Below are 25814 nucleotides of genomic sequence, written 5' to 3'. Positions count from 1 at the left end.
CTCCTATCCCTGTTACTTCCTAATTCCTTTTTAGTGGGGGAGTGTGAACAGTTACGATCATTGAGTAGAGTTTTTAGAGCATTATTTGACTACAGAAATTATCTATCAGTTATAAAAGCACCTTTTGTATACGTAAATCCTATCCAGGACTTTCTGCAAGGCTATATTCTCCAAAAAGGTAATTATCCACATATAGTGCGTCTCCAAACTCCAATTGGAGTTAATTCAATAGAGATATTGAACTCCTTAGACACATTCACCATTAATGAAATATTTTGTTGGGAAATTTATTATACAGACAACCAACCTAAAGTAATTGTTGATCTCGGCTCAAATATTGGTGTCTCCCAACTATATTTTTTATCTAGGAATAATAGCAATATTGTGTATGGTTTTGAACCAGTATCTAAACTCTATGATCAACTTCAAAACAACATAAGTAAATTTAAGGATAGAGCTTTCAATCAGAAGCTTGCTATAAGTAACATAAATGGTACAACTCAGATGGGAGTAGAAAATTCAGGTAGATATGGAGGAATCGGAGTCAAAAGTGAATCTCAAATAACAGTTCAGACTATCGATATTAATTTCGCACTATCACAAGTTCTGGATTCTCATAAATTTATTGATATTCTCAAAATGGATATTGAAGGTTTGGAAGAGATAGCAATAAACTCAATAGATCTAGATATTCTCTCAAGGATAAAACTAATCTACGTTGAGGCTGGCGATGATAACAAGTTTTTTCCACAAAACCTAAAAAAAAGCTTCAAACATTTTTCTCATCGAGGAATCTGTAAATACGTCAATACTTTATTATAAAAAATGACTAAAAAAGCGCTAATCACCGGATTAACGGGTCAAGATGGCTCATATCTTGCCGAACTCCTCCTATCCAAAGGATACCAAGTATTTGGCTTAGTCCGTCGTTCCAGTTCTGGAAACCTTGAACGGATTAATCACCTCAGTGGTACTGTTGAAATTCTTTCTGGTGATCTCCTAGATCAATCCTCACTCATGGATGTGATTACAGAATCCCAACCCGACGAAATTTATAACCTGGCTTCTCAAAGCTATATTCCTACATCCTGGACACAACCATCTCTCACTGCGGAATACACTGCTTTGGGTGTTTCTCGTCTCTTAGAATCCATTCGTCGTTGTAAATCTGATGCGAGATTTTACCAAGCCTCCAGCAGTGAAGTTTTTGGTCAGCCTGACGTATCTCCCCAAAACGAGCTTACTGCCTTCCGCCCCCGCAATCCCTACGGTGTCGCCAAGGCATATGCCCATTGGATGACTATCAATTATCGCCAACAATATAACCTTTACACTTGCTGCGGTATTACATATACTCACGAATCACCCCGACGTGGTGCAGAATTTGTATTTCGTAAAATCACCCGAACTGCGGCCATGATTAAGCTGGGATTAGCTAATCAATTAAAATTGGGAAATTTAGATGCCCATCGTGATTGGTGCTACGCCAAAGATGCTGTACACGCTATGTGGTTGATGTTACAGCAACAGCAGCCTGATGATTATATTATTGCTAGTGGTGAAACCCACTCAGTTAAGGAATTGGTAGAGTGTGCTTTTAACTTTGTTCGGTTAAACTGGCAAGATTATGTAGTAGTTGATCCGTCCTTTTACCGACCAGTGCAATTAGTGGGTAATATTGATAAAATTCACAACCAATTAGGTTGGAAACCTGAATATTCCTTTGAACAATTGGTAGAACTAATGGTAGATCATGACCTGAAGGAATTAGTAAACAGTTAACTTCTTGTAAATATTGATGGTATGATGGTATGTGAAAAAAATAGAAGTACATTTTAAGTAAAAATTCTGACCTATATCCCAATGAAGGTACAGCAATAGGTGTAACTACAATCCCTTCACTACCAAGGACAATAGCAACTAACTGCTTGCAGCAGCGCTTCGCTATCGCTTTTGACCTTTGGATTTAATGTAGGGGTCGTAAGGGTAGCGCCCCCGTGCCTACCCCGATTTATGGGCAACCACAGGGGGTTTGCCCCCTACAAAATTAATTGATTTAGGGATTTTTAAAATATTCAATGCAGTAAATTCGCCATAGATGTAAATTTAGTTACTGTATCTGTAAATATGCCATCAAACCGCAATTGGTGATTAGGAACACCAAACCGTTGAAAAATGCGGCGATTATAATTAATTCAGGTGAGAGTCACAATCAGAAACCCAAATATCTAAGTCTTTGTGCGATCGCCAAAACTGGGCGGCGAATTCCATTCTTTTATAATCACCCCTCAACACAAAAATTACCTGGGGTAAGGAAGTTTTGTGAAAAGCAATCGCTATCCTCACAGGAATTATAGTAGATAAACCAAGGGCGATCGCTAAAACCAGCCATACTAATCTATACTTGCCTTTTTTAAAAATACTACTCATAGCGATCGCGTCAGCAGTTCGCCATTGAAATCTCACTAACAACTGCTCACGAGATAAATTACTTTACCTATCCTCAAACTTTCCTTTCCTGTGCTAAAGTCAAAACCTGCACATACAGCCGGTCTGAAATTCTCATTCCCTGTGCTTGCATCTCATCTAAAACATCCTTAACACTAGCCAACACACCCTATAGTGTACAAATTGTATAGGTTAACAGAAGAGGAGATTAAGATAATTCAGGATAGTGTAAAACAGAAATAACTGGCGATCGCTATAATAAAACTAGACTAATTAACTTGTAACTTATCATGGAAAACATTACCATTCAAGTTGACCCAGAAATTGCCAAAGCGTACCGAGAAGCAGAACCAGAAAAACAGCAAAAAATCCAAATATTTCTCAACATAATGCTACAAAAAGCAGTCAGTCAAAAACCACTCTTAGATATCATGGAAGAAGCGAGTCAACAAGCCATTGCTAAGGGAATGACCCCGGAAATTTTAGAATCTATTCTCAAGGATGAAAACTAACCGTATCGTAATTGATACAAATGTAATTGTCAGTGCATTAATCTTCTCTAAATCTACCACAATGCAAGCTCTTAGAGAAGCCAAACAAAACGGAGTAATCTTAATTTCTGTGGAAATTTTATCAGAATTAATTGATGTACTCAGTCGTCCAAAATTTGACCGCTATCTATCGAGAAAAATTCGTGAAGACTTTTTAGCCAGTTTAGCTAGAGAAACAGAATTAATCACAATTAATGAAACAATTGATATTTGTCGAGATCCTAAAGATAATAAATTCTTAGAATTAGCCATTTCTGGAAATGCCACTCATATTATCACAGGAGACAAAGACTTATTAGAACTGCATCCTTTTCGAGATATCTTGATTGTTACACCGAGTCAGTTTTTAGATAGTTTATCTTCAGACCCGCATCAGAGATTCTGACTTGTCACAGGCTGAAGGTACAGCAAGAGGTGTAACCACAATCCCTTGACTACTAAGGACAATAGTAGCGAACTGCTTGCAGCAGCGCTTACGCGATCGCTATTCTCACAGAAATTATAGTAGATAAGCCAAGGGCGATCGCTAAAACCAGCCATACTAATCTATACTTGCCCTTTCTAAAAATACTACTCATAGCGATCGCTTCAGTGCTGCTGCAAGGAATTCTCTAAAACCAGCCTCATCTATACTAATATTAATCATGGCGATCGCTTTGGTTGTTCAAAATTTTGCAAAAGTTCATTGCCCCATCTTATTTAGTGTATTTTAGAGAAAGTATTAGAATAAGTTAAATTTTATGGCTGCCAAGCATTTAAGCACTCACTTTCTAAATGAAATTACTAACCGACTGGTGAGCGCGCTCGAACCAGAACAGATTTTTTTGTTCGGCTCTTATGCTTACGGTGAACCGACCGAGGATAGCGATATTGATTTATTGGTGATTATCTCAAAATCAGATGAACCACGCTATCGTCGAGCGCGTCAGGCATACAAAGCTTTGCGTGGTATTGGTATTCCAAAAGATATTCTGGTGATGACCCGCTCAGAAGTTGAACTCAAGGCTAGTGTAGCCAACTCACTAGTCAATCAAGTAATACGTCAGGGTAAACTCCTGTATGGATAACGCAAAATTTGCAGAAACTAGACAGTGGTTAATCAAGAGCCAGCGAGATTTAAAGGCTGCGTATGTGTTACTTATTAATAATGAAGAATCTCTGTTGGATGCTGTTGTTTACCATTGTCAACAGGCTGCCGAAAAAGCATTAAAGGCTTATTTGACATATCAAGAGCAGGTAGTCAAAAAAACCCATGATTTGGATGTTTTGTTAGATATCTGTTCATTGTTTGAACCTGGGTTTCATGATTTAAAAGATATAGCGGATACTTTGACCCCTTATGCAACAGAATTTCGATATCCAGGGGATGTAATTGAGCCGGAAAGATCCGAAGCTGAGGAGGCATTGGAGATGGCTACTTTAGTTCTAGACTTCGTTATTCAAAAATTGCCAAGTGAATTTGACCGTGAGTAAGATACTTCTGGTATTATTTACAGATAGTATTTCACCCAAGTAGAATCACTACGTAACACGAAAATTGCCTGAGGTACGGCAGTTTGGTGAAAAGCGATCGCGTAAGCACCGCTGCAAGCAGTTCGCTATCCTTGTTTGTGCGATTTTTGCAAGAGCGATAGCGAAGCGCGACCTAGTAATCGCTTGTAGGATGATTTTGGGAGTGGGATAGCGAAGCGCACCGAAGGTATGGCTATGAGTTGACACTCTCAGGGCTAAAGCCGCTGAGATTCTTGGTTCAACGAGTCCACTTAACTTAGAACCCTTGCGGTATCTAAGCCAGAGGTGGTTCTCTCCCCAAGCGTTAACTTTCCCTCTGCCCGAAGGTAGTTGCATTACTGCAAATTTTGCTTGAGTTTAAATTCTGTGTTGTCTAGCTCCCATGAAGATTTTACCTATTCCTGGGTAGGAAACTAAAACTATGGAATAGAACCCTATATCCTCAATTGTCAAGGTACAGATTGCCGTTAGGCAGTTAGGTTTTTATACAGGTTGATTACCATTCCTGTTGTGAATAGTATAACATCATCAAATACAAAGGCGATAAACCTTTGCTCATTTTAACCAATCTTTATAAAAAGAAAAACTCTATGCGCTTTATTACCGCACGAGTCGCTTATATCTCAGGTCTAAAGACACTGAGTTTTACGCTTACCGGATATCTCTATAAAATAGAATCAATCAAGTATTTTGTCTTTCTATAAAAACGAGGTAAACATGACTTATTTAGAACTACATCAAAAAGTTGAACAACAGATATCCCAACTAGCACCAGAACAGCTTTCCTTAGTTAGTGATTTTATCGACTCTATTCAGGAAAAAAACACCGTAAATCAACGCCCATTACGTCGTATTTCTCCCATTAAGCGAGGTAAAAAAGCAGGTGATTTACTACATTATACTGGAACTTGGCATGGTGATGATTTGGAAGATTGTCTGCGTTTAGTTGAAGAAACTCGTTCTCAAACGCAGTTTTAATTTTTGTCACTATGTCTTATTTGCTAGATACTAATCACTGTAGCTACATTATTAATGGTAATCCTCAAGTTACCGATACCTTAAAATCTTCCTCCTCTGTTACCATTGGCATTAGCATTATCACTTATGCAGAACTGCTATATATGACAGAAAAATCAGCACTAAAATCTCAAAATTTAGGTGCAGTTCAGGTTTTTTTGTCCGACGTTGATTTATATTTTATTGATGAAGAAACTGCCATTATTTACAGTCGTCTAAAATCATCGGTTTTTAATTATTTTGCTCCCCAAGAGAAAAGCAAACGTCGTAATTTTAGCATTGAAAATTTGGGATTTAGCGATCATGATCTTTGGATAGCAGCAACAGCAATTCAACACAATCTCACTCTCGTTTCTGCTGATAGCGATTTTAGAGGATGTTTGGAAAGTGGTATTCCGTAATTTTCATCACATTGCTACCCCCCTTTCCCCTTGTAAAGGGGGGAAACAATAAAAATCCAGTTCCCTCCCCTTTACAAGGGGAGGGTTAGGGTGGGGTAAAAAATATTTGATACATCAACCATAACTTTTCAAACACCCTCTTAGGCGTATTCATCAAGTACAGCCTTTTCCCTTGGAATCATGGGTGTAAATTCACTCCATTTTAAACCCAGCTTGAAGAAAATGAGCGATTGCGAAACGCTGCTGCAAGTAGTTCGCTATGGAATTTAATCACAAAAAATGATTAAGCCGTTTTGACTGTAATGATCCAAAATGTTCTCGTCACCCATTATACTTAGAAATCTTTACCAGAAAATGAAAATCTTTGTGCGATCGCCAAAACTGGGCGACAAATTCCATTCTTTGAGAATCACCCCTCAACACAAAAATTACCTGGGGTAAGGAAGTTTCGTGAAAAGCAATCGCTATCCTCACAGGAATTGTAGTAGATAAACCAAGGGCGATCGCTAAAACCAGCCATACTAATCTATACTTGCCTTTTCTAAAAATACTACTCATAGCGATCGCGTCAGCGCTGCAAGCAGTTTGCTATTGAAATCGGGATAACAACTGCTCACGAGATAAACTAGACAACTGCAACAGCAAGGTAGTATATTCGTGAGGTGTTAAATTTAATATAGGCTTAACAACTGCCGCTAATTGCTCGTCTATAAAGCCAAATCGCGCTAAAAGCAGGTTTTCTACTATTTGCCGTCTTTCCTCTTCCTTACCTATTTCCTTACCTATTTCCTTGCCTATTTCCTTACCTATTTCCTTGCCTATTTCCTTACCGCGCTCTAAACCACGAAGTTCCGTTATCCGTTCCCACTCTAAATAAGCTGGTGTCAAATTCATTATTAGTTCCCTATCTTCAACATCAATCTCATTGCTTATTTCCATAGTAATTTTCCAAGTCCCTAATAACTTTAAAATAGTATAGCGTTTTCTATCATCTTCGGGTAAAGCAATTACTTCATTAATTGCAGCTTGTTGAATTATTCCTTTACCTAAAATCCTCAACCAGAGAGTTTCTGGAGTATTCGCTAACTTATCAATGGCAATTACTCCAGTCAGCAGTAATTGTGACGGAAAGTAAATACCTGGCAGCCAGTTTTCATCCTCAGTGGCCATAAATTTATTCAGCAGTTTATGAGAACAAGAAGTAGCAATAATCCACAACCTTGGTAGTTCATGGTCAGAAATACTTTTTTTATCTCGTTTGGCTTGACGTTGTAAATCTGCTTCTAGGTGGAATAGTTTGGCTAAACAACTGCGGATTTCTCTTTCTGTTGGTTGCTTGCGAAAGGGTTCTAACAAACAACTGGTTACAGCAATTTTATTTAAAATACCTAAATTTTCTGACTGATGCTGTTGAGTAGATGGTGTAAACCAAATATCAACAAATCTGGGTTCTCCAGGTATTTCATAATTTATTCGCACCTCACCCAAGGAGGATAGAAATTCTGCAAATAACTGTTTGGAAAATTGATCAAATGGGTTTTTAGTCATTTATGGTGATGCACTGACCGCTCAATTAGCTCTATTTTATCCGCAATGAGCTAATTTATGGAATTTAATCACAAAAATTCCTTGAGGTACGGAAGTTTGGTGAAAAGCGATCGCCTCAGCGCTGCTGCAAGGAGTTCTCTAAAACCAGCCTAATCTATAATAATATTAATCATGGCGATCGCTAGTTCAGATCACAGCAATTTTCATTTTAAGGTTTCATGACATTTTAATCCTTACATTCTTATGGTTTTACAATTCTTAACGAATCCGGCGATGTGCCTCCGACAAAGTCAGAATCGCGGATTATAGGGATTAAAAGATTGGGCGGATTAGGTTGTTTGCTATGATAAAAGTCACTAAAATTATCAGCAAGTAATCCAGTTATACTAAACACGGGTGAGATTTAAACTTTTGCCAAATGACAAAGAACCCAGATGTGTAGGAGTAAAGCAAGAGCTTCATTGGTGTCAACTTAAGCTCAAATCCCTACCACACCTCGTTCCTAGTCTCTGACTAGGAATACAGTTGATGAGGCTCTGCCTCTAATATTATTGAAGGCAGAGCCTTCTAGAATTCATTCCCAGTCAGAGACTGGGAATAAGATGACTTGAGTTCTTTGCGGGATAGTAAAACGGGCGGTTAAAAACCGCGTCTACACAGGCAAAACCCACCTGCGTGGGTTTCAATCCTTGATTTTTCCTTAGTCCGCGCAGGCGGACTTTGTTTGTGTAGCCGTGAATTCCATTCGCCAGGGCTTAAGTTGACACCATTAAGCTTTTGCTTTACCCCTGCACATCTGGGTTCTTTGTCATTTGGCAAAAGTTTAAATCTCACCAGTGTTTAGATATGATGCCAGGAACGAGACTTGAACTCGTGACACGAGGATTTTCAGTCCTCTGCTCTACCAACTGAGCTATCCCGGCGTGGGGCTTTTTTATTCACCACCGTCAATAAATCTAGCATGATAAAAAAGATTAGTCAAGGGGTTATTCAAAAGAATTTTAGCCGACCTTCATTGTCAACTTCACCCAGCTAAATACAGCCACAAATACCAAAAACTGCACAAAAACAATACTTGGTCCAGATGCTAGGTTAAACAAGCCAGAAACCATCATTCCCGCGATACTACTGCTAGAACCGACAACCACCGATAGAATTAGAAAGCGGCTGAAATGGTGACTCATGAGTTTGGCTGTAGCAGCCGGAATTACCAAAAACGCATTTACTAATAAAACACCAACGGCTTTAATTGCTACAGCTACGGCGAGGGAAAGTAAAACAACGAACCCGTAGCGATATAATTGTACAGGTATGCCTTGGACTTGAGCAACGTCGGGATTAAGAGTTAATAAAATCTGTTGTGGCAGGGTTGATAATAAAAAAACGCTGCTACCAACAAGCACCAATAGCGTCAATATTAAATCTGTGTTATCTATGGCTAAAATATCGCCAAATAGCACGCCCATTAAGTTACCGCGATATCCTTTAATAAAACTGGTGAGAATTACACCGATCGCTAGTGCCCCAGATAGCACTATGCTGAGAACGCTATCACTGGCTAAATCAGTTTTATCAATTAGGTAGAGAACAACAACTCCAAAGATTAAGGTAAACGGGAGTAACATCCAAGTAGGATTAGTGTTGAGTAGCACGCCTAACGCCACACCTACCAGGGCTGCATGACCAACGGCATGACTAAAAAAAGATAATTGCCGTAAGGTAACGAAACTACCCAATAAACCGCCTAAAATGCCCATTAACACAGCACCCATAATGGCACGCTGCATAAAAGGAAATTGTAATAAATTCACCAAGTCATGATAGTTAATGGTCATATTAAGAGGAGTCAGGAGTCAGGAGTCAGAAGTTAGGAGTCAGGAGTCAGGAGTCAGGAGTCAGGAGGAAGAAGAAAAGTTTATTACCAATTACCAATTACCAATTACCAATTACCAATTACCAATTCCCTAATGATGATGTTCATAGCGACTAAAACCAGGACCATAAGTAGCTAGAAGATTTTTTGGGGAAAGGGCTATTTCCGGTTTACCGGAACAGACAAGAGTTTGATTGAGACAGATGACGCGATCGCAATGACGGCTTACCATATCAATATCATGGGAAACTTGCAACACTGTCCAATTCTCTTCTCGTTTTAATTCGTTTAACAAAGCATAAAAATCCGTTGTTCCTTGCACATCTACCCCTGCAAAAGCTTCATCCAATACTAACAATTTTCGCCGTGTTACCAAACAATAAGCCAATAATACCCGTTTCAATTGACCACCGCTAAGAGTGCCAATAGCTTGATTTCGGAAGCGATAAGCATCAGTACGGTGTAAAGCTGCGGTGACTGCTACTGATGTTTCCCGTTTTTGTTGCCAAAATTTCGAGAACAATGAATATTTCCTATTACCTATTCCTAAAGCTACCAATTCACTAACCGAAATTGGAAAACTGCGATCAAAAATAAAGTTTTGTGGCATATATCCCAACTGATTCCGCAAATTTCCTAGTCTAGAAATTGGGCGACCAAAAACTTCAATTGTTCCAGCACTGCGGGGAATTAAATCTAAAATAGCTTTGATTAAGGTACTTTTCCCAGCCCCATTCGGACCAACTATTGCTGTATCTGTTCCTGCTAATAATTCAAAGGAAACATCTCGCACAGCTAAATAGCTGCCTTGGTAGACTATTAACCCAGAAACTTTTAATATTGGTAATGTAAATTCTGCTTGTTCGTCAGTCATGGAAGTTAGGATTTAAGATGCCAATAATTTATAGTGATATAGCAGGAGTCAGAAGTCAGAAAAAAAGAAGGATTCAGGAGTAGTCAACTTAAGCCCTGGCGAATGGAATTCACGGCTACACAAACAAAGTCCGCCTGCGCGGACTAAGGAAAAATCAAGGATTTGAAACCCACGCAGGTGGGTTTTGCCTGTGTAGACGCGGTTTCTAACCGCCCGTTTAACGTTAAGTTGACACCAATGAGCATTGCTAAACCCCTACGTTACTTGCATCCAGCGACTAAACTCTCCAAATTAGCTTTCATTGCTTTAAAATAATACTCTGGATTGGTATCACCAGTTTCTAAAGAATCTAAAGTCCGCACAGTTAACCCCAAATCTTGAGAAATACTTGTCAGTAATTTGTTATCTAATCCTGGTTCGCTAAATAGGGCTTTTACTCTGTATTTTTTGACTGTATTCACCACTTTTTGGACATCTGTTGGGGAAAGTTGCTTTTCAGGAATTTCTACCACTGCTAATTGTTTAATATTATAACGTTTGGCAAGATAGGGAAAGGCATCATGAAAGGTGATAAAGGTGCAGTTTGGTGTTTGTTTAATAGTTTGTTGAAATTCATTATTTAAATTATCTAATTTCTGAACATAAGCCGCTGCATTGGTCTGATAGTTGGCTTTATTGACCGGATCTGCGATAATTAAACCATCTCGAATATTGATGATTTGCTGTTTTGCTAAAACTGGATCTAACCAAACATGAGGATTTCCTAATTGGTGTTCGTGATCATGATCATGTTCTCCCGTTGCTGTTTTATCTATGGGGGAAGTTTTATTAATAGCTGGAATACCTTTACTCGCATCAATTTCCATTAATTGAGAATTTCCAGCATTTTTAATTGTATCTGCTAAAAACTCCTCTAAGCCTAAACCATTTTTGACTAGTATCTTAGCTGTAGCGATCGCTTTTACATTAGCTGGTGTCCCTTGGTATTCGTGTATTTCCGTACCGGGCTTAACTAATATTTCTACATCTGCTACATCTCCAGCTACTGCTTTAGTAAACAAATAAACTGGCAAAAATGTTGTCACTACCTTAGTTTTTGGTGATCTTTGGACTGGTGTTTGTTCCGTCTTTACAACCTCAGCACTGTTAGTATTGTTACATCCATAAACTACTGACAAAATTATTAAAGTAATCAGAGGTAAGAAACTTCTGGTTTTTCTATCTATTTTGACTTCTCTAGAACTTCTCATGGTTTGGGGTTGACAATAAAACTTCATTGGGATTATATCTCATAATGAGATCCATTCTCATATAAATTATCGGAAAAATGCTACTGTATCAAGAATTACAGAATATTTAGAAATTTCCGGTAACACTGCTGTATACTGAGAATGTTTCCAGTTCATAAAGATTTCTTAACTTTTTATTGTGAGAAATTTACTGAGAACTGTATTATATTGATTAGTAATTATTAATAGCTTTACTAACTTCAGTATCGCATTATCAACTTTAAACACGGGTGTGAGGAAAAATGCAGAAATTTTGGACGTATTTAATTACCAGTTCTAGTGTGATCAGTTCCATGCTATGTATGAGTTCTGGTGCATGGGCAGAAACATTACCAACCAATAATTCAGAACCACAAGTTAATAATATCCAGGAACAGGAAGTATCTCAAGTTACCTCCGTATCTCAGTTATCCGATGTTCAACCTAATGATTGGGCATTTCAGGCATTACAATCATTGGTAGAACGCTATGGATGTATTGCGGGTTATCCCAATGGCACTTTTCGGGGTAATCGGGCGTTGTCACGATACGAATTTGCAGCCGGTTTGAATGCTTGTTTAGATCGAGTAAATGAATTAATTGCTACTGCTACCGCTGATTTGACGACAAAACAAGACTTAGCAACAATCCAAAAATTGCAAGAGGAATTTTCCGCAGAATTAGTCACTCTCCGGGGGCGTGTAGATGCAGTAGAAGCTAAAACTGCTGAATTGGAAGCTAATCAATTTTCTACCACCACTAAGCTACAAGGTCAAGTTGTGGCAGTTGTTAGTGATGTTTTGACAAATAAAAGAGTCGATGGTGCGGAGACTCCTGGTAAAAACACTACTTTAGGTTCAAGGGCGCGGATTGAATTGGTAAGTAGTTTTACAGGCAAAGACACACTGTTTACCAGAATCGAGGCTAATAATATTAACAACACGGATATTAACACTACAGAAGGCAACTTATTTTTTGCCAATCCTATTGGTGTTAGTGGCACTACAAGTGTGTCCATAAATGCCTTGTACTATGCTTTCCCTCTGGGCAAGAATACCCAAGTCAAATTAATTGCTAATGCTGGTGCAGCGGACGATGTTACCAGTACAGTCAATCTATTTGATGGTGATGGTGGGTTTGGGGCTGTGTCTACTTTTGGGACCAGAAACCCGATTTATGGACAACTGGGTGATAAAGGCATAGCAGTTAACCATCAGTTCGGCGATAAAATAGGCCTAAGTTTAGGCTATTTAAGTAGTACAGCTAATAACCCCACTGCTGGCAACGGTCTATTTGATGGGAATTATGGTGCTTTAGCGCAGTTAACTGTCAAGCCAAGCGATCGCATTTCTCTTGGTTTAACTTATATCAATTCCTACAAACAGCCACTACTCACAGGTAGTAATAACGCAACATCTAATTTTGGTGGTGAAGCTTTTTCTAGTAATTCCTACGGTGTTCAAGCATCTTTAGGTATTAGTCAGAAATTTGTTCTCGGTGGTTGGGCTGGATATACTAACAGTCAACTTTTGACGGGTACAAAGGGAGAGGTGGATACTTTTAACTATGCTGTTACCCTTGGATTCCCTGATTTGGGTAAAAAAGGTAATTTGGCTGGTATCATAGTTGGTATGGAACCAAAGGTCACAAGTTCTAACGTTGTTGGAGTTGAAAAAGATCCAAATACTTCCTATCACATTGAAGGATTTTATCAATACAAAGTCAGTGACAATATCACCATTACTCCTGCTGTAATTTGGTTAACAGCCCCAAATCACGATGATAGCAATGGTAATTTAGTGATTGGTGCTTTGAGAACTACTTTCAGTTTCTAATCATAGCAATCAGATAAATCTCACAAATCATAGTTCAGATGTTGTTTCTGTTTCCTTTGGGGAAAGATGTCTGAACTGTGATTTTTGTGATGAGTGTGATTAATGTGATTTTGAGAATGACAACAAAAAGACCAACCCCTCCCACAGGGCTGGTCTATAAAAAAACGTTGTTCGAGTTGTCTTCTCAGTAGAGTCAAAACCAAATTGCGCGTTCCCAAAATTCAACGGGCAACTTTTCTTAACAAGATTGTAACAGGCAGTACAATTTTTTCATGAAAATATCTCAAAAAATATCTGTCTTCCGGTGAGTAGCTTTTCTATTCGAGGAAAGAGGGAACAGGGGAAGTGGGGGAAGTAGAGGAAGTAGGGGAAGTAGAGGAAGTAGAGGAAGTAGAGGAAGTAGGGGGGGGAGAAAGAATTTTCCCAATGACAACTGACCACTGACTAATGACTAATGACCAATTGCGGTTTTCCCCAAATAATCGTTTCTTGTTTATAAACCACAAGTCCTGGTTTTGCGCCTTTGGGTTTGTAGACGTGCTTGAGTTGGGTGTAAACTACTGGTACTTGATCACTTTGACGGGCGCAACTGAAATAACTTGCTAGATTGGCTGTAAATTGTAAATCAGCTTCTTCTGCCACTGTACCTGGTTCTAGACGCAGGAGGACATGACTCCCTGGTATTTCTTGGGCGTGAAACCACAAATCATAGTCCCCAGCGACACGGAATGTCAGTTGATCATTTTGAATATTGTTGCGACCAATGAGGACTTCAAAGCCACTCGGACTGCGGTAACGATGAAAATTAGTGCCAGGGGTGTCGTTGCTGTTACGACTGCGGTATTCTAGGTCTTCTAGATATTTTTGCCCAATTAGTTCATCCCGAATTTCTTCTAAAGCCTGTAAATCTTCTGGATTTTGGTATTTGTCTATTTGTGAAATTGCCGCTTCTACTTGTTCAAGATAGTTAATTTCTGCTTGGACTGAAAACAATAGCGGTTCAACGGCAGCACGGGCGCGTTTGAGTTTTTGGTGCTGTTTATAAAGCTTTTGGGCATTTTGGACGGCGTTTTTATCGGGCAAAAGAGCGATCGCAATTGGCTGTTCAGTTTCAAAATCTGGTAAAATCATTTCCTGCATTCCTGGTTGCCAATGGTGCAGGTTTGCCATTAATAGGTCAGCTTTTTGACGATATTCTTCAGCTTGATCTGATTGTTGCAGGCGATCGCTAAAAGTTTTCGCTTTAATCCTTAATTTACCCAAAATATTCAACAATTTCTGACTTAACTGATGACGCAGTTGCCCAAATAACTGTTCATTTAGTTGATCAGAATAATAACGGTAAAGTAACTCTTGGATATTTTTTGTGGGTGCAACTCCACCCCAACCCATCACCGTATATCCCTTCTCTGTCCAAGCCGGTTGGAATTTACCTGAATCTAAAGCTTGTAACCATTCTTGCCAGCGTTGAAATAAATTTTGCCAATCTTGAGGAGTAAGTTCATCAGTATTCGTATCTGGGATGATATTTGCTGCTAACAGCATCGTATCTAACAAAGCCGAACTTAACCCACTATAACTTTTGAGTAACTGGCGTTTAATTCCTCCGGGGACTAAACTTACCCGTTCTTGCCAACGTTCCCCAGATTCGCTTAAATTGGGGACTTTTCCCGTCAATTTCGGTGGTGTTTCGTAATTTTGTCCAGTTTGAATTGGACGAACACTAGATTGTTGCTGACTAACTTGATGGGCAGCAGTGATAATTTCATTACTCGCATCAGTTAAAATCACATTACTATATTTGCCCATCACTTCCGCATAAACGTGATAAAGGGCAGCTTCTCCTGGACGACGGGCAAATTGTAAATCAATTACTCGTTCCCAAGGGGAAATAGCTTCAATTCCTACTAAGGCCAATCCACCTAACTGATGTCTTAACTGTTGACTAAAAGTAAAAGTATCTGGGGCGCGTGGTGGTGGTTCACTAATACAAATATGGGCGGCTTGAGGATGCCAGGAAATATCCAGCCAACCCCGTTGATTTAAGGTTCGTAAAGCAATAGCAATGGTAAAGCGATCGCGCTGATATACCTGTTCTAAGCGTGCAGGCAGCCAATTAGCGCGAATTTCGCCACAAGCAGCGGTTAAAGCAGTAAAGTCCAGGGGTTGCAAAACAATTACCCCTTTTTCACGGCAGAATTACTTTTTTCTAGATTATTTTCTTGGTTCATTAAATCAATATTTTTCAGTTTGCTAAGTCTAAGTAGATGAACAGAAAAATTTAAAGGTATGTGAAGAAAGGTAAAATCGCCCAAAACTCTCTTCCTGTTCCCTGTTCCCTTTTTTGTAAGATTCACTCAAATCTAGCTAATAATTCCTCACGAGACAATTGTAGAAGCAAAGGCGTAAACTCTTCTCTGGACATTGCAATTAAAGGATTGATAATTGCTGCTAACTGTGAATCAACTGCACCAAAACGTACTTGCAATATACTTTCAATCATAGCGCGTCGTTCTCTTTCTATACCCTCTTGTCGTCCTTCTTGTCGTCCTTCTTGTCGTCCTTCTTGAAGTCCTTCTTGAAGTCCTTGTTTTTTAAGTTCTTCTAATTGTTGTTGATACATTTCCGATAATTTCATAATTAACTCCTGATCATCTTTATCAATATCTTGTTCTTGACGCTGACGAGCTGATAACACAGCAATTAGGTTATGTACTAATTGTATAATATCCGAAAGGAACGGACTATTATTTGCTAGTGCTTCTAATTCTTCTACCGCTTGTCTTTGTACTTTCCCTTTTCCTAAAACCCTCAAAAACAGTGTTTCAGGTGTATTCGGTAGTTGATGAATCGCCACAACTACGGTTTTAAATCCTTTTGGTAAGAAATAAATCCCTTTTCCCCAGTTTGTTTCATCCAGAGTCCCATGAAAACTCTCTAGGATTTCTGATGATACTGTAGGTGTAAAAATCCATAATTGAGCTAATTCTGCTTCATTTATTCGCGTATCATTACGTTTTGCTTGCCGTTCTAGGTCTGCATGAATGTCAAACAATTTACCTATACAACTGCGAATTTCACTTTTGCTGACGGCATTACGGAATGGTTCAAATATGGCATAATTTGTCACCATTTTCCCCAGTATCCCCAGTGTTTCTAGACTTTGTGTTGGTTGAGGTGAAGGAATAAATAATACGTCTATTTGTCTGACTTCTGCGGTAATATCTTTGCTGGTTTCTACCTCTCCATAAGGCGTTAATAATTCCGTTAGATATTGTTTAGCAAATTGATCATGTATAAAGCGAGTCATTTACATTAATAATTTCAAGACAGAATGATTAATTTAACATTTTTTGGGTGATGGCGATCGCTTAGTAAAACGTAGGAGTTTTTAGCAGTGCTAAACTCCTACATATCTGGGTTTCTCGCAATTTTGTAAAAATTCAAATCTCAGCCGTCACGAGTATCATCCAAAATCCAAAATTCACTCATCCTTGCCAGGGTGAAGGGATAGGTGTGGTTGAAACCACCTTTTCTGCCATCAGTCTCACGGCAGTTTTCCCACAACTTGGGCATTCTACCTCTAAATACTGTGAAGATGATACATCTACCTCACATAATATCCCTTGTTTGCAGTGCCAACATTCACAAATTACCCTGCTTGTAAGGCACATTTAATAAATCAATCGCCCGTTTCTTCGCATCTTCCCCCCGCCTATCATACTTGCTCGTAGTATTAGTTGACGCATGACCAGCCAGCTTGGATACCGTAACAATATCTGCACCCCCATCCAACAAATCACTAATAAAAGTTCTTCTAAAATCATGCGGCGTAAACCCTTCTTCCACACCCGCAGCTTCCCCTCGGCGTTGCAATGCCCGCAGTACCCCCTGCTCACTCATCCGCCGTTGGATAACTTTATTCGCCTTATCCAACGGATAAAATAAAGGACCTGCTTCCTTACCGCGAATTAGCAACCAATCCTGCACCGCCCGGACTCCCGCTTCCGGTAAGTAAACAATGCGCTCACTCCGTCCCTTAGCTTCCCGTATTGTCAGCGACCGACTGCGCGGCTTAAAATCGCTCAAATCCAGATGTGTTACCTCAGAACGCCGCAATCCCACCGTCAAAATTGCCAACAGCGCCGCATCCCTCGCCCCTAAATTCGAGTTATCTTGAATACAATTCTCCCACAGGGCAGCAATTTCTTCTCCATCCAGCGCCCGTCCCTTGAGTAAACTTTTACCCCGCACAGACTGAATATCAGTAGCCCGGCCATAGTCCTCTGTAGACATTAAGCCCAACCGCCATGCTTCCTTTAACACCCGCCGCAGCGCCGATAACATTTTATTCGCCATCGCTGGACTGTATTTTGCCATCAGCACCGACCGAACTGCTGCCGTATGCGGATATCGCAACTTTGCCCAGTCCAAAGTTTGAGCATCACAACTATCATTAGTTAGCAGTCGGGCGATCGCATTAAGTGCCTCCCGCATTGTCCGCCGAGAACCCTCACCCAGAGAAGCCAGATAGACAAGAGCCGGGTGCATGGTGATAGGTACTGGCTCTGTTAACGCCAGGGATTCTTCTGAAAAATTATTGGATGCGATCGCCTCTGGCACGGCATCGCCCATCGCGCGGGTGTTCATGGCATTTCATCTTCCCCCAAACCTGTGGCCACTTCCATTTTTTGTAACAAAGATTGCGAGAAGTGTTCTTCTCTCTACCTTTTTAAGCCAAGAAGCATGACTCTTGAGTTGATTCACCTGATGCTGAAAAACATTTTTTAATCGCTGATTTCACCTGAGCGCATTGCCCTAGTTACATCTTGTTTAATTAGCTGTTCGATGTAATTACTCAAGGATCTGCCCTGGTTTTTGGCTACTTTCTCAGCATCATCTTTCAGTTTTTGCTCTATATATGTCGATACTCTGGTTTTATCAGTTGCCACTGTCATAACTAACGCTGCCTTATCACTTTACTGTTCTACTTTCCTTAAATATACATCTACTATAGAACTAATATGAGTTGACATAATCCTGAAGTGGTACTACTATAGTGTCAGTAGGGGCGATTTGTCTGGAGAACGAGTGCGATCGCAGAACGCGCAGTGCCGGAGACAATCGCGCCAATGAAGACAATTTAATAACATTGAGAAAGATATGCCAAAATCAAGGTACGACGAGGAAGAGAATAAATCTCGTCATGCAGCAGCCGACGAAGACTGTTGTGAAGAAATGTCGGAAAAATACGGTTGGAAGCTGGTTGATACGGAGAAAACGGGCAACGATATCCTACCTGTAGATTGTGTATTCGAGGGCAAAACTGAATTTCCACAGTCCTATTATGATACTGATAAGGAGTAACAATAATGCGTAAGTGGATTGTTTTTCGGGCTGAGAAGCGTCAGCCAGGTTGGCAAGATAGAAAATATGCTCACACAGGTTCGCTGACGAAAACTTTAGCTGAACATTACGATTGTTCAGACCGACCATTGCCAGAACCTGGATATCATCCCCCAGAGTTTATCCGTGTTGACCAGTTTGCTGACCCCCAGTATCCCGAAGCTAAGACTCATTATCGCCTCAGTGATTGGGAAGTAACCAGCGTAGAAACCTATACTCCTGATCTTCCGGTAGGAATGGGTTTTGACATGATTGTAATTTGTTACTGCAAGTATGCACCTATCAATGCCCCACTCCAGCCAATGCCAGAGCGACAAGTATCTGTTGATTCTTTTGGCGGCGACCAGGTGGCTTACAGTCAGTGGTTGTCAGAAGCAAAAGAACCGGCTCAAGTATAGTTCCGGGCGCATTAACTAAAAAATTCTGTGCATACTCTGACTATTCAGCAATTCAAACTTTTGCGTACGCAAATATTCAGATATTCAAATCAGGCGATCCAGTTTGCGATCGCCTGATTGGCATTGAGATGGGTCAGACAGTGCTATGCTGCGATTGCCTCCGGCAGTGCGCGGGAGCGCAATCGCCTACTCCAGTTTGTTACTTCAGTCCAGACTGTTCTTTACTCTTGAGCCTGTCACTCTCAAAAGTAGCAGTGATTTTAGAACCGTCGGGATTTTCCCAAACAAAGATTGCTGTTGTTACAGAGCGACTAACCTCAATACCTCGGTACAAGATTGACCGCACCTCCGTTAAGGACATTCCTGGTTTTAGCTGTTCGTACTCTGCACGACCGAATTCAGCTTGGGCAGATTGGTTTTGCTCTTTAGAATCGAAAGCAGGTTGATAAAAACCGTGCTTTACGCCAGAACCTAACGCTACTCCTAGCGAAAAGAGCAAAGCCAGCAGAGTATTCTTTTGAGCTTTGGTGATAATGCCTTTAGTTACTGGCTTATCATCATAGTGAGTATTAACTTTAAGTTTGGCTTTGTTAGCCATATTTTTCTCCTTAATTTGTTTAAAGTTGTGAGCCAGCTTGGTCGTTTCTCAGGCCACCAAGCTGGCTCTGCTTTTACAGATGATGTGGGTTTTGTAGTTGTAAAAAGTGGGCATCTTTTGCTTAAAGTGTCACCACCTCCTCTAGCCAACTTAATTGGCTTAACTGTTATTCCCAAGGCACTCATAAGTTAGAGTTCCCTATGGTTTTGGTTAGGGGTGAAGAGCGTAGTTTTCAATTCTTTTACCCTCTTACCCTCACGGGGATGGAAACTAACTCCTTTACCTCAAATCCCAGCCTTTCTAATAGGAGTCTGTCTAACTTTGGTTTCAAAACAAAGCTATTTGGCTTGATCTGATTACGCTGATGCTGCACTCTCCAGATTAAAAACAAAAAACCTAGTCGTTGTGACTAGGCTTTCAGATCAATGCCTGATTTGTGAGTACGCAGATATTCAAATATCTGAAAACTTAGATACGCGACTGTAACCATTGCTCCAGCAGTTCCTGAATGAGTTCACTAAACTCATGCTTTTCACCTTTTTGACTATCCTCCAGCAGCGCGATTTTAACTGCTGTGTGTGTATCCTTGCGAATATAAGCTGTTATCTGTTCATAGTCAGGATGAGAACGTTTGCCCTTGGGTCTGCCGCCTTTTGGTTGAGGTTCTGGCTTGGCGACAGGCTGGTTTTTGGCAGCAGACTGTTTAGTAATAGCCTCTTCTGGGGACTGGCTTTCTGGTTCTGGTTCACGACCCCTAGCTGTATCTAACAAGCCACGGAATTTACTCATTTGATCACCTCCTGAGCAATTTGCTGATAATCTCGCCCAGCCATCTTGGCTCGTGAGTCGGCAACTTGGTAAACCAGTACGCCGGACAAAGCAGCTTTTTGAAACGCAACTGCATCGCGGATATATCCTTTAAATAGAGGTAATCCAGCTTCTGACAGCATTTCCCTGGCTTCTTCCCCATCCCGCCGGGGTTTGGAAGGAACGCGAGTAATTAGAATTCGATATTGGTTAGCCCCTAGAGATTTGAGAACATCAACAGTCTGCATCAGGGCATCCAGTGATAACGCATCAGGGGTTGTGGGCAGAATTAGTAAATCGCAGCCCTCAACTAGGGCTTCTAAATCTTCGTGTTCTGGCCTGGCTTGGGTGTCAATGACAATATGTTGGTAATTCTTGGCGAATTTAGCAGCTTGCCGTTCATCAATCACTTTAAATGGTAGAGAGCCACGTTTAGCCCAGCCAGTGGCCGAACGGTTAGGATCTCCATCAATTAATAGTGTCTCGTCCTTCGCTTGTAAGTAGCCCGCTAGATGAATAGCGGTTGTAGTCTTGCCCACGCCTCCTTTGAAGGAGGCAACAGTGATGATCATGGTTTGGTAATGAGTATTTAAGTAGCTGAATGTTTAAATATTTGAGTATTTGCGTACGCAAAAGTATGGCGTAGATACTACTAATCTAGCAGATGGAACTGGGCATGGCATTGTAAATATCTGAATATTTAGATATTTGGCAATCTCAATGTTTAAATATTTGAATATTTGCGTACGCAAAACACCAAACATGGAGGTTATTGTGCCAAAGTATCCGAGTTGGCGTATAATAACAATATTGATATAGTGAGAGAGTGTGCAGTGCCTGAAACCCAGGTTGTTTTCTACCAGGAGGAGGATGGGGAAGTACCTGTTCTGGAATGGTTGACGCGACTTTTAAAAGAAGACCGCAAAGGATATGCAAACTCTGTAGCCCGCATCAAACAACTTGCGGCTTTAGGATACGAACTGCGTCGCCCTGGGGCGGATTACCTGCGAGATGGAATTTATGAATTGCGGGCAAAGCATATTCATGTCCAGTACCGGATTTTGTACTTCTTTCATGGGCAAAACGTGGCGATTCTGGCACAAGCCATTACGAAAGAACAAGCAGCAGTACCAGCAATTGATATCGAACGAGCGATAGCGCGAAAGCGTTTATTTGAGGAAAACCCAGAAACACACACTTACTACGAGGAGGAGGAAGATGATGGACAAGACTAAGGATGCGATTAAAATTATCGACAAAATGACTCGTACTGATCCTCAACTTGAGGCAATGGTAGCGGCATCTGCCATTAATGCAGAAGTGTCACAGTTAATATATGAAGCCAGAACTAAAGCTGGGTTAACGCAGAAACAGTTGGCTGAACTGATTGGTACAAAACAACCAGTAATTGCACGGCTAGAAGATGCTGACTATGAAGGACATTCTCTTTCCATGCTGCAAAAAATCGCTCATGCTCTTAATCAGCGGGTAGTAATTCATCTGACTCCAATGGATGAACAGCAAATTGCATAGTGACTGGCAGAGGGTAAGGTGAAGTAAAACTTTCAGTGGGAAAATAGATTTTCTGCGATAGCGAAGCGCTCCGTAGGAATCGCTGATTTCAGCCTTTTTATTGATATCAGGGTCTTTGTACGAACTTAATGCCATATCTAGCATTAAGTTGAGTCAAGAAGGATTCGCTTCTGAATAGCCGAATTAATATTACCTATTACCTATTACAATATTACGAACCTGCTAAATAGCAAAATTGACAATGGAAATGACAAGACAGAACACAGAAAGACAGCATCTAAAGATAATTAGCAGCAAGCCGACATCCTCTCAAACCCGAAAGATTGACAGGCTTGCTATGTCCACCGGGCTAACTCGATGTGTATTCATAAGAGACTTAATGTTGAATGCCCTCAAAACCAAAAACTCCCAATCTGCTTGACAGCCAGGAGTTTTGGAGTTTTTTTAATTTATTCACCCAGTTTTTGCGTTGAAAGTTTGCAGACCCGATACGCAAAGCTGGTTATCAAGAGGTTATCAAATGGTGCAGACGCAACATTTAAATACGACTTTTTTTAGTTTACCCCAAAACACAACAACTAATCCCACCAGGGGACAGATTTCTCATATCAATTTTTCTTGCTCAAAAGAAACTACAGGATGTAGTGTTAAGACAAGAAATGACTTGCAAACAACGACTTGCATTGAAAAAGTAGATACTACAAATGGCGCTGAAAAACAGGATCTAAGGTTGCACGGGAAAGCAAATTTTACAGGCTGGCTGGCTGTTCAAAACTCTACTCCAAAACTTTTAATCAATAAATCACATACTTTAATAGAGGGTGCTGCATGATGACTACTACAAAAATTAAGCACCCCTATTTGGTGCTGAAAGATATCAATGTGTTGGTTGATTTTCCCATTGTGGGAAATATGACAACGATGATTTATGGCAACAGCGCCCCCGATGATGCCCAGCTTTACTTAGTAGATGATTCAGAAACTTCGGAAATCGAGATCCGCAAATATGGATATGCTTATCCAGATTGCCGCATCTATGGATTTAATCAGCCCTTGGTAAATCTCCTAAATGAATCCAGTGTGAAGGAAATCTGGATGCAGATTCTGGAATATTCTCAGACATTCTCTGACTGGTGTAAACGCTGTGACAGCCAGGAATTATCCGTAAAAGATGCAGTGGAGATTGCCAAATTAACTTATCAATATTTGAAAGGATCTGAATTAAAAACTGAACTGGAGACTTTAAGATTACGCTGTAAGATGAGTTCCTATGACTGGAATAAGCTTATGGCAGATTTAGAAGCAGAATTTAATCAGGAATTAGAACGCCGGGGGATAATAGCAAACCCCACAGATGAGGCAGAAATCTTAAAACTTGAGATAAAACGCCTAAATGCTGAAAAAGACGAGGCTAAAAAGGCATTAATCGCCAAAGACCTCAGAAAAAAGGGAATAGGGAACAGAGATATAGAGGCTATCTCGCGTCAACTAGATTTAAATTCAATAGTTGCCAAACCCAAGCGATTTAAGCCGTCTGAACTCTTGGAATATATTCCAGATGGTTTGCACTGGCTATTTGCGGGTTTACTTCCATCTACGGGTATCACCTTACTGTCAGGAGATCCAGCTACGGGCAAATCAACCCTGGCCTATGATTGTGCTGCGAGTATTGTCAGTGGAGAACTTTTCTTAGGCGAACAACCCAGCAAAACAGGTAAAGTTCTATTTGTTGTAGGCGACGAGCCTTTACCATTCGCACAGGATAAGCTGATTTCACGCGGACTTTATGGGTATATGGGTAGCTGGGAATTAATCCATGATTGGGATATTTCCCAGATGGAAATGTTGGAAGAGGCACTCGAAGATTTGCGCCCGACATTAGTAATTTTTGATTCTCTAACTTCCATTAATAAATTATCCCAGATAGAGGAAAAGAACTCAAAAACCGCACGGTTTATCTATTCCTTGAATCATCTACTGGAACGTTACGGTTCTGCTGGCCTGATGATTCACCACAACAACAAGGATAAAGATAACAAGGGAGTAAATAAAATTCGTGGTTCTAGTGCGATCGCCGCTGCTGTCAGTGGTATTTGGTTACTAGAAGGACAAGGGGATGTTAGAAAATTCTCTACTCCTAAACTACGTGGTAGTAGTCCGGTAACTTTGGATATCAGCTTGGACCGTGAATCAGGAAGGATGAATGTAATCAATCCAGATTGGCAGGTAGAAGAAGCTAGACCTGTAATGCAACGGGTGAAGGAATTATTTGAACGTGCTGGATATGATGCTCGGTTAGAGTTTGCAGAAATACATCACGAAGTTGGAGGACCAAAAAATAGCTTGTATACAGCTTTATCTCGATTAAGTGGTCAAGGCGTGTTATTAAAATCGCCTAGTAAAAATGACCCTCGTAAAAAAGTTTACAGGCTATCAAGTAAGTATATTATTCCTACCCCCCCTCCCCCTATAGTTTCTCCAAGGTTGTTAGATATAATGCCTGAAAGTCATACTATACAAGGCTTAGAAATATCTAACAACATACCTAACAATATATCTAACAACATCCCTGTTAGTTCTGAGAAAACAGATCAATTAGATGTTTGTTATGTATCTGAAACCCTTGAGAATCAAGAATCTCAGCCATTATATCTAACAGATAGGTATTTTGAGGAAGAGGGGGGGGTAAATGAATCTCTCGAACAAGTAGCAAATATTACTGTTAGTGATGCTAGTTCTCAGGATAAGCAAGTACAGGAGGACATGGTTACACCCGCAGCAGGTATGGCAAGTGAAGCTATCAAGGTAGGAGATATGGTTCTGGTAAATGATCCGCGAACTGATAATCAACCTTGTAGGGTTAGAGAAGTTAGAGAAAACGCCATTTTAATTGACGGATTTACTAGAATTTTCTTCTTGGATGAGGTTGTATGGTTATAAAGAGATAGACTGGGGAGTAACGCGATTTTGTGAGATCGGGTTTTCATTCTCAACAAGTTGGTCTTTATTTTTCTGTTTTCACCTTTTTTCAGTAGCGATCGCTAGTTATCTAGGTGAGATATATTACCAATTTTCAGCACCTCACAAAATCGCGTTGCTCCCGATTTCTGTGATTCTGTGATTGAGTTTTTTGACCAAGCTATAGGACTCCTAAATAATTCCTGAAAAATATTAAGTAGTGTGGGACGGGCAATGCCCACCCTACGTATAGTTCAAAAATCAAATAGGAGTCCTCTATCAAAGCGATGGTTAATCTTGTTGTGCAGACCTCTTCTTTAATTCCTCAACCTTAGACCTGAATCCTTACATATGTTTTTATCAAATCTCGCTCATTTAGATATATTTTTTCAAACATTAAAAACTGAAATATTTAGTTTGCTTATTAAGAAAACTATTAATGAAAAATATCAATTTTCCCACGAAGAAGAATCAATAATATTTTTTGATAAAGAATCAAATAAGAAAATATGCTTTGATTTAGATAACAATAATCCATTGAATGTAATTGAGGAAATAGAACAATTTTTTAAATGTTGTTATATACCTGGAAAAGGATTGTATTACGATAACTTTTTAGAGTTATTAATTTCTGATTCTAGGATTTATTTTATAGATGGATTATCTACTCAATTTGAACATTTTTACGGAGAACAAGAACATTCTTCTGAAGAGCAAATAATAACAAGTGATAAAATTTTTTTTGAGATAGGTGGCTTGTAGTGTGTTAATTCTGTGAATCCTTTAC

At 40.0% G+C, this 25814-nt stretch carries 33 protein-coding genes and 1 tRNA gene; 17 read left to right on the top strand and 17 right to left on the bottom strand.

Annotated features, from left to right (window positions below; genetic code table 11):
- Positions 1 to 822: FkbM family methyltransferase (locus FJR05_RS14470; protein WP_217385597.1), on the top strand; the 822-nt coding region annotated here is incomplete at its 5' end.
- 3 nt (positions 823 to 825) lie between these two features.
- Positions 826 to 1782: a GDP-mannose 4,6-dehydratase gene (locus tag FJR05_RS14465; RefSeq protein WP_168644737.1), complete on the top strand. Its 957-nt coding sequence runs from the start codon at positions 826 to 828 to the stop codon at positions 1780 to 1782.
- Between the two features lie 408 nt (positions 1783 to 2190).
- Here FJR05_RS14465 and FJR05_RS14460 read toward each other — a convergent pair whose 3' ends face one another.
- Positions 2191 to 2472, bottom strand: a complete 282-nt coding sequence (locus FJR05_RS14460) for a hypothetical protein (protein WP_168644736.1) — start codon at positions 2470 to 2472, stop codon at positions 2191 to 2193.
- Positions 2473 to 2503: 31 nt separating this feature from the next.
- Positions 2504 to 2614, bottom strand: a complete 111-nt coding sequence (locus FJR05_RS14455; RefSeq protein ID WP_371416894.1) for a DUF3368 domain-containing protein — start codon at positions 2612 to 2614, stop codon at positions 2504 to 2506.
- A gap of 124 nt (positions 2615 to 2738) precedes the next feature.
- Between FJR05_RS14455 and FJR05_RS14450 the strand changes: the two genes are divergently transcribed.
- From FJR05_RS14450 to FJR05_RS14430, 4 genes are all read left to right on the top strand, one after another.
- Positions 2739 to 2960 carry a hypothetical protein gene (locus FJR05_RS14450; protein ID WP_039199730.1) on the top strand — a complete coding sequence of 74 codons (222 nt, stop codon included), beginning with the start codon at positions 2739 to 2741 and terminating at the stop codon, positions 2958 to 2960.
- Entirely contained in the window at positions 2950 to 3384 is a 435-nt protein-coding gene (locus tag FJR05_RS14445; protein WP_168465828.1) for a putative toxin-antitoxin system toxin component, PIN family, read from the top strand. The genes FJR05_RS14450 and FJR05_RS14445 overlap by 11 nt, the downstream gene beginning before the upstream one ends.
- A 355-nt stretch (positions 3385 to 3739) precedes the next feature.
- On the top strand, positions 3740 to 4066 hold the full coding sequence (locus FJR05_RS14435) for a nucleotidyltransferase domain-containing protein (protein ID WP_039199727.1): 327 nt from the start codon (positions 3740 to 3742) through the stop codon (positions 4064 to 4066).
- Positions 4059 to 4472, top strand: coding sequence for a HEPN domain-containing protein (locus FJR05_RS14430; RefSeq protein ID WP_039199725.1), 414 nt, complete (start codon positions 4059 to 4061; stop codon positions 4470 to 4472). Before FJR05_RS14435 ends, FJR05_RS14430 begins: the two co-directional genes overlap by 8 nt.
- Before the next feature lie 48 nt (positions 4473 to 4520).
- Here the strand turns inward: FJR05_RS14430 and FJR05_RS14425 are convergent, their stop codons facing one another.
- Positions 4521 to 4847, bottom strand: a complete 327-nt coding sequence (locus FJR05_RS14425) for a hypothetical protein (RefSeq protein WP_168644735.1) — start codon at positions 4845 to 4847, stop codon at positions 4521 to 4523.
- A gap of 381 nt (positions 4848 to 5228) precedes the next feature.
- On the opposite strand from FJR05_RS14425, the gene FJR05_RS14420 reads away from it, so the two are divergent.
- Together FJR05_RS14420 and FJR05_RS14415 are read left to right on the top strand one after the other, a co-directional pair.
- On the top strand, positions 5229 to 5489 hold the full coding sequence (locus FJR05_RS14420) for a hypothetical protein (RefSeq protein WP_168465827.1): 261 nt from the start codon (positions 5229 to 5231) through the stop codon (positions 5487 to 5489).
- An 11-nt stretch (positions 5490 to 5500) separates the two neighbouring features.
- Positions 5501 to 5929: a type II toxin-antitoxin system VapC family toxin gene (locus FJR05_RS14415; protein ID WP_168644734.1), complete on the top strand. Its 429-nt coding sequence runs from the start codon at positions 5501 to 5503 to the stop codon at positions 5927 to 5929.
- Between the two features lie 321 nt (positions 5930 to 6250).
- Here FJR05_RS14415 and FJR05_RS14410 read toward each other — a convergent pair whose 3' ends face one another.
- From FJR05_RS14410 to FJR05_RS14395, 4 genes are all read right to left on the bottom strand, one after another.
- A complete protein-coding gene (locus FJR05_RS14410; RefSeq protein WP_168644733.1) occupies positions 6251 to 6487 on the bottom strand; it encodes a hypothetical protein in 237 nt (78 codons plus the stop codon).
- Positions 6488 to 6517: 30 nt separating this feature from the next.
- Positions 6518 to 7477 (bottom strand): hypothetical protein, encoded by a 960-nt coding sequence (locus tag FJR05_RS14405; protein ID WP_096664794.1) that lies wholly within the window; start codon positions 7475 to 7477, stop codon positions 6518 to 6520.
- A gap of 850 nt (positions 7478 to 8327) precedes the next feature.
- Positions 8328 to 8400, bottom strand: a tRNA-Phe gene (locus FJR05_RS14400).
- 78 nt (positions 8401 to 8478) lie between these two features.
- Positions 8479 to 9312, bottom strand: a complete 834-nt coding sequence (locus FJR05_RS14395; protein ID WP_096664799.1) for a metal ABC transporter permease — start codon at positions 9310 to 9312, stop codon at positions 8479 to 8481.
- Here FJR05_RS14395 and FJR05_RS14390 point away from each other — a divergent pair.
- On the top strand, positions 9305 to 9445 hold the full coding sequence (locus FJR05_RS14390; RefSeq protein ID WP_168644732.1) for a hypothetical protein: 141 nt from the start codon (positions 9305 to 9307) through the stop codon (positions 9443 to 9445). The two genes, FJR05_RS14395 and FJR05_RS14390, sit on opposite strands and share 8 nt — an antisense overlap.
- Here FJR05_RS14390 and FJR05_RS14385 read toward each other — a convergent pair.
- Both FJR05_RS14385 and FJR05_RS14380 read right to left on the bottom strand, forming a co-directional pair.
- On the bottom strand, positions 9442 to 10224 hold the full coding sequence (locus tag FJR05_RS14385; protein ID WP_096664802.1) for a metal ABC transporter ATP-binding protein: 783 nt from the start codon (positions 10222 to 10224) through the stop codon (positions 9442 to 9444). The genes FJR05_RS14390 and FJR05_RS14385 overlap by 4 nt on opposite strands.
- 260 nt (positions 10225 to 10484) lie before the next feature.
- Positions 10485 to 11501 carry a metal ABC transporter solute-binding protein, Zn/Mn family gene (locus FJR05_RS14380; RefSeq protein ID WP_254446945.1) on the bottom strand — a complete coding sequence of 339 codons (1017 nt, stop codon included), beginning with the start codon at positions 11499 to 11501 and terminating at the stop codon, positions 10485 to 10487.
- Between the two features lie 254 nt (positions 11502 to 11755).
- On the opposite strand from FJR05_RS14380, the gene FJR05_RS14375 reads away from it, so the two are divergent.
- Entirely contained in the window at positions 11756 to 13327 is a 1572-nt protein-coding gene (locus FJR05_RS14375; protein WP_168644731.1) for an iron uptake porin, read from the top strand.
- Between the two features lie 444 nt (positions 13328 to 13771).
- Here the strand turns inward: FJR05_RS14375 and FJR05_RS14370 are convergent, their stop codons facing one another.
- The 5 genes from FJR05_RS14370 to FJR05_RS14355 form a co-directional block, all read right to left on the bottom strand.
- The gene (locus tag FJR05_RS14370) at positions 13772 to 15499 is read right to left on the bottom strand and encodes an NFACT family protein (protein WP_168644730.1); all 1728 of its coding nucleotides are present in this window, start codon (positions 15497 to 15499) and stop codon (positions 13772 to 13774) included.
- 181 nt (positions 15500 to 15680) lie between these two features.
- On the bottom strand, positions 15681 to 16637 hold the full coding sequence (locus FJR05_RS14365; RefSeq protein ID WP_168644729.1) for a hypothetical protein: 957 nt from the start codon (positions 16635 to 16637) through the stop codon (positions 15681 to 15683).
- Between the two features lie 140 nt (positions 16638 to 16777).
- Positions 16778 to 16903, bottom strand: coding sequence for a hypothetical protein (locus tag FJR05_RS27665; protein WP_256376196.1), 126 nt, complete (start codon positions 16901 to 16903; stop codon positions 16778 to 16780).
- Between the two features lie 69 nt (positions 16904 to 16972).
- Positions 16973 to 17977, bottom strand: coding sequence for a tyrosine-type recombinase/integrase (locus FJR05_RS14360; RefSeq protein WP_371416893.1), 1005 nt, complete (start codon positions 17975 to 17977; stop codon positions 16973 to 16975).
- A gap of 137 nt (positions 17978 to 18114) precedes the next feature.
- Positions 18115 to 18285, bottom strand: coding sequence for a hypothetical protein (locus tag FJR05_RS14355; RefSeq protein ID WP_168644728.1), 171 nt, complete (start codon positions 18283 to 18285; stop codon positions 18115 to 18117).
- Between the two features lie 205 nt (positions 18286 to 18490).
- Here FJR05_RS14355 and FJR05_RS14350 point away from each other — a divergent pair, with 205 nt between their 5' ends.
- Both FJR05_RS14350 and FJR05_RS14345 read left to right on the top strand, forming a co-directional pair.
- Positions 18491 to 18694, top strand: a complete 204-nt coding sequence (locus tag FJR05_RS14350; RefSeq protein WP_168644727.1) for a hypothetical protein — start codon at positions 18491 to 18493, stop codon at positions 18692 to 18694.
- A 5-nt stretch (positions 18695 to 18699) separates the two neighbouring features.
- Positions 18700 to 19131 carry a hypothetical protein gene (locus FJR05_RS14345; protein WP_168644726.1) on the top strand — a complete coding sequence of 144 codons (432 nt, stop codon included), beginning with the start codon at positions 18700 to 18702 and terminating at the stop codon, positions 19129 to 19131.
- A gap of 199 nt (positions 19132 to 19330) precedes the next feature.
- Here the strand turns inward: FJR05_RS14345 and FJR05_RS14340 are convergent, their stop codons facing one another.
- The 3 genes from FJR05_RS14340 to FJR05_RS14330 form a co-directional block, all read right to left on the bottom strand.
- Positions 19331 to 19729, bottom strand: a complete 399-nt coding sequence (locus FJR05_RS14340) for a hypothetical protein (protein WP_254446944.1) — start codon at positions 19727 to 19729, stop codon at positions 19331 to 19333.
- Between the two features lie 468 nt (positions 19730 to 20197).
- Positions 20198 to 20518, bottom strand: a complete 321-nt coding sequence (locus tag FJR05_RS14335; RefSeq protein ID WP_168644725.1) for a hypothetical protein — start codon at positions 20516 to 20518, stop codon at positions 20198 to 20200.
- Positions 20515 to 21108 (bottom strand): ParA family protein, encoded by a 594-nt coding sequence (locus FJR05_RS14330; RefSeq protein ID WP_168644724.1) that lies wholly within the window; start codon positions 21106 to 21108, stop codon positions 20515 to 20517. Before FJR05_RS14330 ends, FJR05_RS14335 begins: the two co-directional genes overlap by 4 nt.
- 261 nt (positions 21109 to 21369) lie before the next feature.
- Here FJR05_RS14330 and FJR05_RS14325 point away from each other — a divergent pair, with 261 nt between their 5' ends.
- From FJR05_RS14325 to FJR05_RS14305, 5 genes are all read left to right on the top strand, one after another.
- Positions 21370 to 21771 carry a type II toxin-antitoxin system RelE/ParE family toxin gene (locus FJR05_RS14325; RefSeq protein WP_168644723.1) on the top strand — a complete coding sequence of 134 codons (402 nt, stop codon included), beginning with the start codon at positions 21370 to 21372 and terminating at the stop codon, positions 21769 to 21771.
- Positions 21758 to 22069, top strand: coding sequence for a helix-turn-helix transcriptional regulator (locus FJR05_RS14320; RefSeq protein ID WP_168644739.1), 312 nt, complete (start codon positions 21758 to 21760; stop codon positions 22067 to 22069). The genes FJR05_RS14325 and FJR05_RS14320 overlap by 14 nt, the downstream gene beginning before the upstream one ends.
- A gap of 520 nt (positions 22070 to 22589) precedes the next feature.
- Positions 22590 to 22901 carry a hypothetical protein gene (locus tag FJR05_RS14315; protein ID WP_168644722.1) on the top strand — a complete coding sequence of 104 codons (312 nt, stop codon included), beginning with the start codon at positions 22590 to 22592 and terminating at the stop codon, positions 22899 to 22901.
- The gene (locus tag FJR05_RS14310) at positions 22898 to 25009 is read left to right on the top strand and encodes an AAA family ATPase (protein WP_168644721.1); all 2112 of its coding nucleotides are present in this window, start codon (positions 22898 to 22900) and stop codon (positions 25007 to 25009) included. The genes FJR05_RS14315 and FJR05_RS14310 overlap by 4 nt, the downstream gene beginning before the upstream one ends.
- A gap of 369 nt (positions 25010 to 25378) precedes the next feature.
- Complete coding sequence (locus FJR05_RS14305) at positions 25379 to 25789, top strand: hypothetical protein (RefSeq protein WP_168644720.1); 411 nt, start codon at positions 25379 to 25381, stop codon at positions 25787 to 25789.
- Positions 25790 to 25814 lie beyond the last annotated feature (25 nt).

Origin of the sequence: Dolichospermum sp. UHCC 0259 (assembly GCF_009711935.1) — a bacterium.
In the GTDB taxonomy this organism is placed as follows: Bacteria; Cyanobacteriota; Cyanobacteriia; order Cyanobacteriales; family Nostocaceae; genus Dolichospermum.
The sequence above is the reverse complement of the archived record's forward strand: the minus strand, read 5'-3'. Positions and strand labels throughout refer to the sequence as shown.